We start from the raw sequence: 14,068 nt of genomic DNA on the forward strand, positions 1-14,068 counted from the left end.
ATTTTAAGCTGAATTCGCCAGCTTTTCAGGCTTACGAAGGACGGGCAGTACCGGATGCAGAGACCCGCTGCCCCAGGCTGCGCGCCTCGTCTTCATACGGCAGGCGATGCGCGAAAGCGGGCGCTACGGCGTTGCAGATAAAGGTCTGTGAAAAGGGTTCGTTAAATCGCCGTTCGATACTGAATCCTGCGGTCTCCAGAAGCGAGGTTATACAGGAGGGCGTCAATCCCCAGAACCAGTTCCCATAGCCTTGATGCGGTTCAAAGCCATCGCTTATGCCGACTTGTCGACCGACGCCAAGGCTTCGCAAATCCCAACCTTTTCTGTCCTGCGGTTTGAGCATCGGATAGAAGATGGCGGCGTTTGCCAGCCCCTTGATTTCGGGAATCGCAGAGGTTCTCAAAATCAAAGTCTTTTCACACATGCGGCGCAACGCCACCAGCAAATCGAAAGGGCTGGGATGATGGTAGAGCACCCCCGCACAGAAAACCACATCGACGACGCCAACGCGCGCGATAGTTTCCGGGTGACAGGCATCGCCGAGAATGAACTCAACCGCAGAATTCTGCGCCTGTTTTTTGGCTTCAAATTCCGGCGTCGGACCAAACACGTCAACTGCTTTCACTTCGGTTGCGCCACACGCTTCAGCCAGAAATGCGTAGTCACCATTGACGCCCCACATACAGCCGATGTCTGCGAAGCGATGACCCGGAGCATATTTGCGAATGTGGTCGGGCAAGTGTCCATAATCACCAACCGCATCGCCGCGCCACACCCGCCATCTGCGCCAAAGATGATTGCCGCGAGGGGTCTTTAAAAATTTCACTTTCCAGGAATAGAACATCAGTTCAAACACCTCCCAGGTTAATTTGTTCATTCTTGCTCAGGCTATATCCTTCACGCATTCGTACACCCACGAGGTTTATGGCTTGGCGACTGCTTCCGGGCTGAGTATGCGATAAACCACAAAGCCCGACTCGCTTTGTTGCAACTCACAGGTGCGCTCGAGATGTTCGACGAATAGAGGATGGCGCTTTATTAGTTCCTGCTTTTGGCTTCTGACCATCCCTAACCAACCTGCGCCCTCGGCTCTGAGTTCTTCAAAGAGTCGAATCGCTTCCGCGTCTTCGGGTATCACGCCCCATGATTTATCCGGGCGTGCCGGTGGAAATACCCAGCCGCGTCTGCCGCTATAATAAATCGCCACAGGGTCGCCGGGGTCATCGGCTATGGTGACGACCAGCGATTCCGGCGCAGTTATCCGGCGAAGCGCGAGTCCGAGTTGATAGCCATCTTCGGCGTAAGGCTTGTACATAAAACTTAGCCCTTGCTGACCGCGAAAAAAGATCAGCGCCAGAAGCAAGGTAATAATCAAAGGCTTTGCCAGCGGATGAATGAGGCGTTTTGCAAAAATCGCTATCCATAAAATCGCCTGTCCGGCGAGTGCCGCCGCTGCCGGATTGATGATGTGAAAGTTCCAGGGGTTATTGACCAGTTCCTTTGCGCCAATCAGGTAAAACACCACGCCTGCCAGCATCCACCAGTGAAACAGCCAGGCGGCTTTCATTGAATCAGTCGTTGATGCTGGGTTTTTCAAAGACGCTAAAGCATCCGTCCTCTGGTTTGCGCGTAAGAGTAGACCGAGCGCCACAAGAATAATGACCGGCAATGTCCATAGCCAATCGGTGAAGCGACGGATGAGGAGCGCAAGAAAAAACTTTTGCTCCCACCATCGGCTAATCCCATCATCCCATACCCAGTTCCCTGCTCCGGCAAAATGATAAGGCGGATAAGTAAGCGCCAGATGTCTCGCCCACAGGTAGTAAGCAATTACCGGAATCAGCGTGAGCACGCCGAATATCGCGATTGCAGTCAGTTTGGTTTTCGTGAACAACCGCCGCTTTCCGGTGATTGAAATTACCGCGTATGCCATTGGCAACCCGATAATCAAGCCGGAAATTTTCGTGCAAAAACCCCACGCGCCGATTACCCCCGCAAGCAACAGGTACAGGGTACGATTGGTTTTTAAATAGACAACCAGAAGCCAAAAACTGGTGGTCACCAATGCAACCATTGCCGCATCGGGAAGCAAAGACCGTTCGATAAAAATGCTTCCGGGAAGCAAAGCCATTATTGCGGCGCTACAGGTGGCGCGCTCTTCATCCCACACCAGACGGACGAGTTGGTAGAGGGCAAAGATGCCAAGCACACCAAACATCACTGCAACCGAACGCCCCAGCCAATCGTGCGCTCCCAGTATTTTGTAAAGCAGCGCCGCAAGGTAACTCACAGTTTGCAACTCGCGTCCCTGATAACTTGCTCCTGCCCCGCTCCAATTCACCTCCGGGTAAAAAATATTCCAGTTGTTGCGATAATAATTGTCGGCAATCATTGCCGTGCTCGATTGTCGCCAACTGAAGGCATCAACAAAAGGTTGACGCAGCAGATACAGTCGCAAGATAAGAGCGACCATCAACACAGCGATAATTTGCGGCGTAATCAGCGAGGCGGCATTTGTCGCAATCAAGCGCTGCTTGCGATGAAGGTCAGGCATAATGCTGATGCTGGCTTTTTTCATGGCGTTTTCAATCGGCTAATGGTGGCATAAACCAGCGGTGCGGCTTTTTCGATAACTTCAATCTTGTACAAGCCCGACAACGCCGCAATATCTTTTTCAGCCAAAATAATTTCTCTCGGCTGCTGAATAAATTGCGCCAGTTCATCTGCGCTATAAGCGACCTCCACTGGTCTGTCGCTATAAAATAACGGCGTCGGTTTAAAAAGGTTGGAGGTAACGATTACGGGCAACTGGTGATTAGCGTTTGCGCTGCCGGCAAGACGCGCAAGCTTGGCTACAGGCGTTTCGCTGCCTTGGTAAAGTGGCTTCAGGGTGTTCGCTCCAACGGTTATCAGAAAAGCGCACATCATCAAGGCAACGGGTCGATAAATCATCTTCTTGTTTGCAAACGCCAATAGCACAACTGCCATTCCTGTGATGCCAAATATCAAAACGATTTTTAAAGGAGCCAGCAAGGCGACGACAAACACTGCCATTAACAGACAACTAAAGGCGACGGACTGGTAAGCTTTCAAGGCTTGCACAAACAACGATGCGTTGAGAATCGCCAGCGCCGGATAGAGCGGCACGATGTACCATCTCAACTTGGTTTGCACCATCAAACAGATGCCAAAATTCAACATTGCAATGAGCAATAAAATTCGCGCGCCTATGCGCCCCTGCATCATTTCTTTGATCGTCAGGGCAATCGCAAACGGGGTGACATAGACCCAGGGGAAAAAATATTTCTGCAACCGGTCAATGTAGTAGTAGCGGTCGCCGGTATGCTGATCGAGCGCGCCGACTGAGCGATCTACGATGCTGTGACTAATATATTGCTCAATGAAAGCCTGCCCGTGTTGCGCGACCATGCTGATGTGCCAGGGAACGATGATGATAAACGCCATAAAAAGTCCGCGCCAGAATTGTGGTAACCGGATTGCCGTCTTAAAACGCCTGTCCAAAAACAACGCCAGGATGATGGCGAGGGGCGCAATGACTCCGGCAGCCGACTTGGTCATTAAAGCCAGCGCGCAGGAAATCCAAATCACATACCACCCGCGCGCATCACCTGATTGAACGCGCAGATAACCATAGACCGCCAGATAGATAAAAAAGGTGAGCATGATATCGGTCGTGCCAAAACGCGAAGAGGCGACAAATTGATAACTGGTCAGTAAGATGACAACTGCCGCGAATCCAACCCAGCGGTCATCAATCTGTTTGGCAATCAGGTAAGTCACGACAAGCAACGCGATACCGGAAAACGCCGAAGCCGCCCTTGCCCAAAATTCACTGACTCCGAAAACCTCATAAAAAATCGCCGTCGTCCACATGAACACGGGAGGCTTTCTGAGATAGGGCGCAAATCCCCAATGCAGCGTCCACCAGTGTCCGCCTTCAACTGCCTCTTTGGAAATTTGCGCATAGATGGCTTCGTCCCAATCATCGAGGCTGCCGCTGCCAAGTCGCCATAGCAGAACAAGCGCCCCGGCAAACCCGATAGCCGTCACTGTCCAGTACGATGTGATGCGCATAACGAATGTCTTCGTCCCGGCAGGTTGTGCGGTGGTGATGGTTTCGGTTGCTTCCATGAGTTCACCTATCACGCTTGCTGTTGAGAAATTTGAACTTTCTGTGCGAGTTCGGCAACGAACGCCTGGCGCACCTGTTCAACCATTCGTCTGGCACGTTCGCAGCATTTTACGGCATTCACCCGCGCCGCCTCAGTCAGGCAATAATCAAAGGCTTGTTGCAAGGCTTCAGCCGTAATCGTTTCGGGAGTAAAAACCACTTGCCAACCGATGGTTTCCGCCTGACGTTTGATTTTTGCGCCGCCCGCCACGGGGTCTACGACGAGCGCCGGAACGCCATTTTTCAACGCCAGCACCAGTCCATGCAGCCGCGTGGTTAAAACCACATCCATGCGCGCAATCAACGATTCCACTTCAACAGGGGTGCGAAGCCCTGTGCGGTTGGCATCTAATCGCGTGTCAATTGGCACGGCTGACATTTCCCGCGAAGCGATGAGTTGATGAATCGCATCATTAACCAGTTGATGTTTGCCCGCATCCTTGTACTCTGCCTGTGAGTCAACCAGAACCACGCCAACAACCGGAACCGGATTTTTAGAAGATAGGAAAGTGATGTCGGGGCGCGAAACTTTTGAACTATCGCGCTCGAATAACCGGTCGAAAGGATTCCACAGGTCGAGCGATTCAAGCATCGAGAGGTCAACGCCAATCAATCGGCAACCGGCAAAACGGCGCAATAATTTTTTAATCGTCGGGCTGTCGCCAAATGGCCCGCAAACAAAAACCAGTTGCGTATAATCTCGCGGATCAACCAACCGCCAATCGACACCACCAGTGAAAGGCGCAGCGTGGGCAACCTCGTAAAGGCAGCCTGCTTCGTCGAGCCAATCGCAAACCAAATCGCGCGCCATCAGGTCGCCTGCGGTCGCCCCCGCTCCTTGAAAACTAAACCACCCGGCGACTAAAGTTTTTTCTCCCGGTTCAGTTGCGAATCTACGCTGAGTCTTTTTCAACTCAACCGCTGACTCACTCAATTTGGTAATCGCACAAGTGACCCATTCGCCTTCTTCATAAGCGTCAAGGTCGGCTCTGTCGCCGAGCAACTCTGCAATGTCGTATTCGGCGGTTCGATCCCAGATCACAAAACGACCTTGCTTAATCGAAAAATTCCATTGTTGCGAGCCGCGATAATCGAATTGCTCCGCCTGGTTTATTTTATGTTTCAACAAGACGCAGCCGTTTTCTTTGACCACGGCGAACATATTCTGAATTGCCAATATCGGGTCGTAGCTCGAATCAAGCGCGTTTCTTGCAAAGGCAATATCAAAACTTTTCGCGTCAAACTGCGCGAGTATGGTTTCGGCTTCACCCGCAACGGTCTCAACCGGCGGCGCGATGCCTGCGTCTTTGAGGATTTGTCGGTAGACCTGCGCCAGAGGGTCAACTGCGGTAATATGCAAAATTTTTCCCGGATAGATTTTGCCTAACGTGGTGAGCGGGCCAGCGCCGACATCGAGAATCGCTATCGACTCGTGGTCGGTTTCCCGCAAATAATCAATGATGACCGCTTCCTGCAATACGGCTTGCGGGTCGGTTCTAAATTTAAAATCACTCTGCCATTGCAATCCGCCGGTGTTTACATACTGCCGCCAAAAATCTACTTCCCTCAGTTGGTTGTTTTTCCATTGAGTTTTCGCGTGAGGGCTGGCTTCACGCCTACTTTCATCCGCTTGAGTTTCGCAGGCAATCGTCGATGGTTGACGCAGTGCAGGTTCAATATAAACCGGGCTGCGACCCAACCGCTTAACGCGCCGCAGTGATGACCATAACGCCCAAAGACCAGCCAGATTGCCCGCAATCTCCAACAAAACCAGCGATAGCGGATAGGAACTGTGACCGAGAATACGGTCTTTGGCTCTTGATAAATAGGTCTGCGGCAAGCGAATCAACAAGCGCACCAGGGCGCGTTTATCGCGGTCTTTCAACAGGGTGATTAAGTGATAAGCCACATGACCTTTGCTGTAATTATAAATCTGGCGGCGCAATCCTTTTCTATCGCGACGATGGTTGTGCCACACATAAGCCACAGGTTCATAGACCAAGGTGTAGTCGGCTTTCAATGCTCTGTAAAAAAGGTAAGTATCTTCGCTGCATCCCGTGGGCGTTCCCGCGCCAAGCGCTTCATGCAGTAATCCGACTTCGGGGTTGCAAAAGAGCGTCGAACGAAAAGCGGCATTGGCGGTTGCGCCGAGTTCCCAGGTCGGCACCGCAGTTCTGAATTGCTTGAACCAGTTTTTATTGACAACACGGCGTTCAAACCCGCGACTCAGTCCGCCATAGGCTTCAAATAAAATTTGCGAAGCGGTTTCCAGTTCCGCCGGAAAAATGTTTCCGGTGACGATGCCAACCTTTGGGTCAGCAAACGGCGCAAGTAATTTTTCAAGCCAGCCGGGTGGCATGGCGACATCATCATCCGTACAGACAATAATCTCGCCGTTGCTTTGATTGATGCCTTGATTGCGCGCATACGACAAGCCTTTGCGCGGTTCGCTGACTAAGCGCGCGCCGGCAAATTCTGCAACCACCGGAGCGGTCAATCCTGACGACGGGTGGTTATCGACGACGATGATTTCAACCGGGCGAGAAGTGGTTTGCGCCGTAAGACAGGTTAAACATTTGCGCAAGGCTTCGGGTCTATCAAAGGTTGCGACGACTACAGAAACCGAGACCTCATCGGGCAAAGGCATGGTTGAGTGTTCTGTCGAGTCGGCAAACCGGTAATGCCCTGCGAGTAGGGGTTTGAGAAGCGCGGAGCCGAATTTTTCCACGATGGCATCGCGCAAACGTGTGGCGCTGACGGGTTGATGGTTATTGCTGATTTCAACTGTGCCCAAAGGAATATCGCCCTGCATCACCAATAATTTTGTGCGCGCATAACCGGATACCTCCAACAACTCAGGGATGGGTTGATCCAGATGAATGGTGCGAATGGCGATTGGGGTTTCTCGCATCGTACTCCTCAACCATCGCTTCACAAGCGATGACACACAATTATGCGGGACGAAACGATTGAGCAATTTTCCTGGCGTTGCGTTTGGATTTGCGGTAGCGCAACAGCCCTGAAAATGAGCCTCGCAGTTCAGCCAGAATGAGCGCCCGAGGGAATCGTTCAGGGTCTTTAAATGAAATCAGCAGGCGGCGAAGGTTCCACCACCACAACCACCAGATAGCAAATTTTAAAAACGCCAGACGTTCTTCGGGATAAGCCAGGGCGCTACGCAGCAGAAAAGCATAGAGACCGATTCCGTTATTGGTTATTTGGGTTCGCAATTGCGCATAGTCGCGCCGGTGGCGATGGTAAACAATGGCGCTCGGTTCATAAACCAGCGTGTGACCGGCTTTCAAAATGCGAAAGAACATTTCAAGGTCGCCGCCGCCATTGGTAACGGTGCCGACATCGAGCGCCGGGTCAAAGTTGCCGATTTGCTTAAACACATTGCGGCGATATGCCATATTTGCGCCGGTGCCAAACATCCCTGCGCCCGCGTAAAGGCTGGCGACGCGCGTATTACTTTGCGGGTCTATGCCATACCACTGGCGTTTGAAGCCGCGCCCGAAGCCGCCATATTTTTCAAATAAAACCTGCGCTTCGGTTTCGAGTTCAAAAGGCGCGACCAGTCCGGTCACCGCCATCACTTCACGATTTTCCGAGAAGATGCGGGCAAGGGCATTGATCCATTTTGCATCGACGACGACATCATCATCGGTGTAAGCGATGATGTCGCCGCGCGCTTCTTCGATGGCGCGATTGCGCGCCCAGTTGAGTCCCGGTCGCAATTCACAAACGTAGCGCACATCGGGATAAGTTGAACGAACCAATTGTTCAGTCGCATCACTGCTTGGCGCATTGTCCACGACCAGAACCTCGAGAACCGGATAATCAAGCGCCCTGATGGAATCCAGGCAGCGGGCAAGGTCAACCGCGCGGTCTCGCGTACAGATAGCGACCGTGACCGAAATAATTGATTTATTTTGTATCGCGATTTGTGAATCAACTAAGTTGTGAACCGCTGACCAAGCCGCCGCCATAGATGAACGGTCGCCGCCGATGAGTCGATGGGCGATGACCGCGCTGTACCGCGCTAAAATCGCTTCGTTCATCAGCGCATCCGCGTTTTGCAGATGCTGCGCCGGTAAGGTCGCATAACCAAGCGGCTCACCATCTGAGCGCACCAGCGCCTGCGCGGTTTCATAATCCGCCAGCGGTTCCAGGTCGGTGAGCCGGTTTTTTAAATCAATGGCGATGACTTTAATCGGGCTAAACGGTGAATGCATTTCAGGATTGAATTAGACTTTGTCTTCGAGACTGCTTGAGCAGATTGAGGATTTGACTATTAGGGAAGTCAGCCGCCGTTGCGGCGCAGTTATTCTATACCATAACCGGCGGAATCGTCTCCATCGGAATGAAGATAATGCGATTCGGATAATTTCACTTGAGGTACTACAGGTCTAAACCATTTTACCGTGTGAGCGGTTGTCATTTTCTTGGCTACAAAGTCTGTATGCAGCCAATGCTATTGCTCCTGAAAGAATCAGTAGGAGGATGCCAAGCCAATCCCAGAATGTCATCTCCGGTGATACATCAGACACGAGCGAATACGCTTCTGTCACTTGTTGGCTGCTCACATAAAAACTTGCGCAAGAGCCAAGTGTCAGCAGGCAAGTTATCGCAACAAGTACCTTAACGGGTCTGTCCATAATCTCAATTGGCTTTCAAATTTTGTACATTCTCGATCAATAAACTTAGACACTGGGCGAGCAATATTGTTCCGTCTAACGACCGAATTGACCGGACACGCGATGAACGAAGCAATGCGCTGCCTGCGCCCCGCTCGAACACATTGTTATGGAGCCACTGGAAAGGGGCAATTCTATTTAACACTAATATCAAGTTTGTATCGCTCCGAGCGCCCAGCACAAAAGCATTGAATCCATAGCAGGTAGTCGCCCGTTTCCTTTGCGATCTCAGTTACCCCCTTCATCTTAGTCTGAGTTTCTAGCTTTATAAGTGTGCTTTCGCTTGGAGCAATTAGGCGTAGGTGGATCTGTTTACCATTCAGTTTGATGCCTAATACTTGCCCTTCCTTCACGGGTATTAAATACCTATGCGGGTTCATCAGATCAATCTTTCTTTCAAACCGAGCAGATGTTTTACCCTTCTCGAAATCAACGTGTGTGGTCATTACGCCATCCTGAGCAAAGATTGTTGATGCTGTCAGGAAGAAGCAGGTGAGCATACAAAGAGTTTTTGATGACATATCTATATTCCCTACCCGCCCATACGAATCAATTTTAATCCTTAATATCTCGAAGCGGCATAACGACCGAATTGACCGGACGCGCCGAACACTCAAAGAAACCATACGAAACTGTCTTCGCGCACTCCGGTCGAATCGGTTATTAGACGGCATTAAAGATACCGCAACTCGTGCAAGCGGTATCTTTCACCCGCCAATTCTACTACACATTCCTCAACTCCTATGATCGCTGTATCTGACTTCTGTTGCTGCTCTGCCACCCATTTTCTTAGCCTCGGTAGAATTTCCTCAATGAATTGTTTCTCGGCTTCTTCAGAGTATTTTTCGCGTTTGACTGAGAATAACCGTAATGAAGTTACTCTGTCACGATTGAAAGTTACTGATGCGATGACTGTCCCTGTGACATTGGGCTGATTGAAGCATCGGCTATCGAAGGTGTATTTTTTGGATGGCCAGCCAAAAGTTGCGCTACTGACGCCGTCAGAATCAAACATATCTTTAATGCTCCGCCTGGAACAGGGATAGCGTTCGGTCTTGGGCAGATTAGATTGAGTTATCTTCATTCCTTTCTCATCCTGTGAAGAGATACTCGCAGCCGCCGAACGCTGGAAATCAGCGGGCGCGGCGAGAACTCGGATTATATAGGAACCCATGTTTCACGCTCTGAAGAAACCACGAGTAAAAGTCACGCTATAAATGTTGAAAGCACGTTCCAATCATCGAGTGTGGCACAAACCCATCCGTCCTGCTGGCTGCTGGCCAACACTCCTTGAGGGGATTTTCTTTTCTTCTTCACCCTCTTTGGAGGGCGACATCAGCGGGCGCACAGGTACTAAAGATAAAGTAATCTCTGAAACGGGATCAACAACACCAATTGATTGTGCGCTGTCACCAATGATCTTGTCACAGACCTGTGAGACCAAACTCCGCTGCGGGCATCAAGCACCAATGCGCTACCGGTCTTCACGACCCGCTATGTCCTTGTGATTATACTCCCGGAGAGCGAAGCACACACTAGGTTTCATTCCGATATTTGCCTGCAAAGCAGGCAGAGGAACTCCGCTGCATTGATTGGTTAGACGCCGTTGCCTCGCGGCCTCATTTCTCGACCTGTCGGATCGGTATGCAGAACACTTTCATGCAGTCCATCAATAGCTTCCCCGATTCTTCCATCCTCATCGAGTTGAAATAGACCAAAGTGAATATCTTGTAGCTCTGGCTCTATGATTTGAGGGTCACTCAGCAGGTAACAAATACGAAATAACAGGTCAGATTGCATTCCGCGCACGACATCCGTCAAATCTTGCGGGTCTGCTCCATTTTGTAGGAGTCGTTCAAGGGCTGGGCCGCTCCCAGAATAGGGGGCGCCTGGATTCCGTTTTGATTCTTCAATTGTACTTTGTATCCACGTGTGATCGCTCTCATCTAAGATTTGACGCCATGCCTGCCGAAGAAAGAGAAAACGCCCAAGTTGATTGATGCCTTCCTGAATTTGCGAGGCGGCCCACAGTTCTGGGTCAGGGGCACCGAGCTTTTGGAAGAGTTCTGTTAATTCTTGTTGAGTGTACATAAGCCTCCAGGGAATAATTTCATAGGCGTCTAACAACTGAGTTAACCCGGCATTGAAAGCAGTGCTGAGTGAGGCGTAGCCAAACGAAAGCAACTGCTTTGCAAGGATCGGGTTCAACGTGATGTTAGGCGGCGTCACTGACTGAGTACCACATCTCAATATTATTCTGAACATAAAAGATCGCCAAAAATCTCTCGCAGCAGAGAAGCCGAAAGGAAAGGAATATAGTCCCCCGATGGATCCTTCGGAGTAAGGTGCGGGTAGATGACTGCGAAATCTGCAAAGTAGGCTGCTCGCTCCAGCAATTCGCGGGGTGAAACATCCGCGATCTCCTCAATAGGATGGATCATCGCACTGAGTTCATCGCGAGGTATCGCTTGGACTTCCTCAATCCATTTCTCGATGGCATTGGGATCACAATTATAGTCGATATTGAATGCCGCACCTTCAACATGCCAGTCCGCTTTGTTGAGTTCCTCATCAGTCGCAAGCCCATCGACATATCGCTCTGCAACTTCAATTCCCCTTCGGCTCTCCTCCTGTGGAAGTAACCTCCAGATCGCTCGGCAGCAGGCGAGATAATAACGGTGCAATTTGCGCTCTAGTTGTGCTTCACTGCCCCGCCAGTTCACTCGAAGTGTCTTCAGCATTATTGGAACGTCGTTTGTCATATTAACGCTTTAGCCGCATAACGCCAGGCGTCAGCGGGCGCGCGACGTAGCCTTCGGATCACGGTGAACACCGATACGCGCGCTCCGCTGGACGTCCGAGTTCGGCTTGCCATCGAGGCACCGCGTTAGTCAGCATCTTCGACAAGCCGAAAATGCGCATTGAAGTAGGCTGTCTTCACGGACAGCGCGTAGTTCGTGTAGAGAGGCTCTCTTAAAACGTCTGCTGGTACCAGACCTCCCTGCAACTCACCATATCGAAGCGGTAGGAAGCTGACTGCGATGGGTTTCGGATCGGTGGTGCCCTCGCTGATTCTAACCCTCTCACCAGCAGCGAGCCGACCTGTGCCGCAATCACTCGCGGGCGCGGCAAAGATATAGTGAACCAAGACGTCGCACTCGTGGAGGGACTCCCATATCTGCTTGCCGCGCGGAAACACGATGCCGGATGGCAACAGTGATCGCTCATAATCCCGCGCCCACTCGAGCTCGTCACCTGTACTGAAAAGCCGTTTTCCCTGCTTGATCTCCTCGAAGAGATCTTCAATTGTCTTATTCCATCCGGGTGGTGCTGGCTTGCTCATAGCGTTTTGTTGATGCCGAACATGAATTCGGCGAATTAATGTCATATAACTGCCTTCATCTACGTTGATAAAATTCCAACTACAAAAATTTTCGCGACCGAAATGCTTTTGTATGTCCGCGAGCACATCGCTTACCGGTGATGCGCCGCGATGTTTGATTAAACAAAGCATCATTGAGTTGAAGCTGATTGACCAACCAACTGTGGGACTTTCGTTGTGCCGAACGCCACATTATGTTCGCCATCAATCACCAGTTGTTCACCGTCAAAGCGGAATTTCATGGTTGAATAAAATGGCGTCTCATAGAGCGCCAGTTTAACCGTAAAGAGATTATCACCTGTCCAACCCCCGCTTGCGGCAATCAATGGATTTTCTGGCACGCTTAAAACCCGTTCGAGGCCGTTGGCAAAACTGCCGCGACTTTTTGCCCAGGAACCAATGCCGATTGGCAGGCGCGTTTCTCCTGCGCGTGTGCGCACCTGTAGCGTTGGCGAAGCGGAACTGAAATCAAGCGCCAACGCTTGAATGCCGCGTTCGTTTTCACCAAATTCATACCATCTTCCCGATACTTTCGCGGCAATCGGCGCAGTCGGTTGTCCAACTGCAAGCCGCATGCTTAAACCCGCGAGCCTCGTTTGCAATTGCCTGTGGGCTGTAACATTTTCCGGCAAACGCTCGGCTTTCATCGCCGGCAACAATTTATCCCAGACCAGATTCATGACCTGTTGCATATCGCGCACCCCGCTGGTAATTGCAATCACCGCATCCAGTTCAGGAATGACAAAACAATATTGCCCGAACGCGCCGTCGCCTCTGTAGGTGTTGTGCCGCGAACGCCAGAACTGATAGCCGTAACCCTGATCCCAATCGCTTTTCGGCGAAGAACCGTTGGCGGTCTGCCTGGCGGTTGCTTCTTCAACCCATGCGGCAGGAATGAGTTGTCGCCCGTTCCACTTGCCTTTCTGCAAATACAACTGCCCGAAGCTGGCAATATCTTCGGTGCGAATGCGCAACCCATAAGCGCCCACGATGATGCCCTGTGGGTCTGCTACCCATTGGGGATTTTCAATTCCCAATGGCTCAAATAATCTCGGCATCAGGTAATCGCGCACGGTCATCCCTGTGACCTTCTGCACGATAGCCGAAAGCATGTAGGTTGCGGGCGAGTTGTACAAAAAATGCGTTCCCGGTTTGAACGGCACAGGATGCGCAAAAAATTTTTTCGCCCACGTCCCCGTCCCTTGAAAAAGTTGTGGTTCGCTTTGATGCCCGGTTGCCATGCGTAGCAAATCGCGCACCCGCATGGCGCGCAGATTATTTGCAGGCTCCGCCGGAGCATCTTCCGGGAAGAATTTCAGCACCTCGTCATCAACGCTCAGTTTGCCTTCGGCAATCGCCAACCCGATTGCCGTCGAGGTGAAACTTTTGCTCAGTGAATAAAGCATATGCGGAGTCTTCGCATCATAAGGATGCCACCACGCTTCAGCGACTACATAACCATGACGCACCATCATAAAACTGTGCAGGGCATCAATCTCTTTGTCGGCAGCTTCGATGAAGGCAAGAATCGCGGATGAGGCGATGCCTTGTCGTTCAGGCGTGCTGCGCGGCAGTCGCTTTGCCGAAGTCTCTGTCTTTTTTGCCAAGTTGCGCGCTTGCTGACGAGCAAGCGCCGGCGTGAGAGCGAGTACAAGAAGCAAATAAATGAGCAGGAATTTTCGCATGCTATGCCTTTCCGTAAATGGTGAAGTGTCTGTCGGAATCGTTTGCCGGTTGATGTATAAAAGCGTAATTAAAGCGCCGTGAAATTATTCACGGCGGTCTATTCCAGCACAC

General features: G+C 51.2%; 11 protein-coding genes. All 11 read right to left on the reverse strand.

Annotated elements, in window-relative coordinates; translation table 11 throughout:
- Nucleotides 1–31: 31 nt before the first annotated feature.
- The 11 genes from AB1757_07370 to AB1757_07420 all read right to left on the reverse strand — a co-directional run bounded on the left by AB1757_07370 (nucleotide 32) and on the right by AB1757_07420 (nucleotide 13,956).
- Nucleotides 32–877, reverse strand: coding sequence for a class I SAM-dependent methyltransferase (locus tag AB1757_07370; protein MEW6126843.1), 846 nt, complete (start codon nucleotides 875–877; stop codon nucleotides 32–34).
- Between the two features lie 45 nt (nucleotides 878–922).
- Nucleotides 923–2,578 (reverse strand): glycosyltransferase family 39 protein, encoded by a 1,656-nt coding sequence (locus tag AB1757_07375; GenBank protein MEW6126844.1) that lies wholly within the window; start codon nucleotides 2,576–2,578, stop codon nucleotides 923–925.
- Nucleotides 2,575–4,152 (reverse strand): glycosyltransferase family 39 protein, encoded by a 1,578-nt coding sequence (locus tag AB1757_07380; protein MEW6126845.1) that lies wholly within the window; start codon nucleotides 4,150–4,152, stop codon nucleotides 2,575–2,577. The genes AB1757_07375 and AB1757_07380 overlap by 4 nt, the downstream gene beginning before the upstream one ends.
- An 11-nt stretch (nucleotides 4,153–4,163) precedes the next feature.
- Nucleotides 4,164–7,103, reverse strand: a complete 2,940-nt coding sequence (locus AB1757_07385; GenBank protein MEW6126846.1) for a glycosyltransferase — start codon at nucleotides 7,101–7,103, stop codon at nucleotides 4,164–4,166.
- 40 nt (nucleotides 7,104–7,143) lie between these two features.
- Nucleotides 7,144–8,427, reverse strand: coding sequence for a glycosyltransferase (locus tag AB1757_07390; protein ID MEW6126847.1), 1,284 nt, complete (start codon nucleotides 8,425–8,427; stop codon nucleotides 7,144–7,146).
- A 596-nt stretch (nucleotides 8,428–9,023) separates the two neighbouring features.
- Nucleotides 9,024–9,410: a hypothetical protein gene (locus AB1757_07395; protein ID MEW6126848.1), complete on the reverse strand. Its 387-nt coding sequence runs from the start codon at nucleotides 9,408–9,410 to the stop codon at nucleotides 9,024–9,026.
- Nucleotides 9,411–9,562: 152 nt separating this feature from the next.
- Entirely contained in the window at nucleotides 9,563–9,973 is a 411-nt protein-coding gene (locus tag AB1757_07400; GenBank protein ID MEW6126849.1) for a hypothetical protein, read from the reverse strand.
- A 512-nt stretch (nucleotides 9,974–10,485) separates the two neighbouring features.
- The gene (locus tag AB1757_07405; GenBank protein ID MEW6126850.1) at nucleotides 10,486–11,154 is read right to left on the reverse strand and encodes a hypothetical protein; all 669 of its coding nucleotides are present in this window, start codon (nucleotides 11,152–11,154) and stop codon (nucleotides 10,486–10,488) included.
- Nucleotides 11,142–11,630 (reverse strand): hypothetical protein, encoded by a 489-nt coding sequence (locus AB1757_07410; GenBank protein ID MEW6126851.1) that lies wholly within the window; start codon nucleotides 11,628–11,630, stop codon nucleotides 11,142–11,144. Before AB1757_07410 ends, AB1757_07405 begins: the two co-directional genes overlap by 13 nt.
- A 146-nt stretch (nucleotides 11,631–11,776) precedes the next feature.
- Nucleotides 11,777–12,406 carry a hypothetical protein gene (locus AB1757_07415; protein MEW6126852.1) on the reverse strand — a complete coding sequence of 210 codons (630 nt, stop codon included), beginning with the start codon at nucleotides 12,404–12,406 and terminating at the stop codon, nucleotides 11,777–11,779.
- Entirely contained in the window at nucleotides 12,403–13,956 is a 1,554-nt protein-coding gene (locus AB1757_07420) for a serine hydrolase (protein MEW6126853.1), read from the reverse strand. Before AB1757_07420 ends, AB1757_07415 begins: the two co-directional genes overlap by 4 nt.
- Between the last annotated feature and the right edge of the window lie 112 nt (nucleotides 13,957–14,068).

It is taken from the genome of Acidobacteriota bacterium (assembly GCA_040754075.1).
Classification (GTDB): Bacteria; Acidobacteriota; Blastocatellia; order UBA7656; family UBA7656; genus JBFMDH01.

Coding starts and splice junctions, on each gene's coding strand:
- AB1757_07415 (MEW6126852.1), bottom strand. CDS start 12,406: ATGATGCTTTGTTTAATCAAACATCGCGGCGCATCACCGGTAAGCGAT.
- AB1757_07410 (MEW6126851.1), bottom strand. CDS start 11,630: ATGCTGAAGACACTTCGAGTGAACTGGCGGGGCAGTGAAGCACAACTA.
- AB1757_07370 (MEW6126843.1), bottom strand. CDS start 877: ATGAACAAATTAACCTGGGAGGTGTTTGAACTGATGTTCTATTCCTGG.
- AB1757_07380 (MEW6126845.1), bottom strand. CDS start 4,152: ATGGAAGCAACCGAAACCATCACCACCGCACAACCTGCCGGGACGAAG.
- AB1757_07390 (MEW6126847.1), bottom strand. CDS start 8,427: ATGCATTCACCGTTTAGCCCGATTAAAGTCATCGCCATTGATTTAAAA.
- AB1757_07395 (MEW6126848.1), bottom strand. CDS start 9,410: ATGTCATCAAAAACTCTTTGTATGCTCACCTGCTTCTTCCTGACAGCA.
- AB1757_07375 (MEW6126844.1), bottom strand. CDS start 2,578: ATGAAAAAAGCCAGCATCAGCATTATGCCTGACCTTCATCGCAAGCAG.
- AB1757_07420 (MEW6126853.1), bottom strand. CDS start 13,956: ATGCGAAAATTCCTGCTCATTTATTTGCTTCTTGTACTCGCTCTCACG.
- AB1757_07405 (MEW6126850.1), bottom strand. CDS start 11,154: ATGTTCAGAATAATATTGAGATGTGGTACTCAGTCAGTGACGCCGCCT.
- AB1757_07400 (MEW6126849.1), bottom strand. CDS start 9,973: ATGAAGATAACTCAATCTAATCTGCCCAAGACCGAACGCTATCCCTGT.
- AB1757_07385 (MEW6126846.1), bottom strand. CDS start 7,103: ATGCGAGAAACCCCAATCGCCATTCGCACCATTCATCTGGATCAACCC.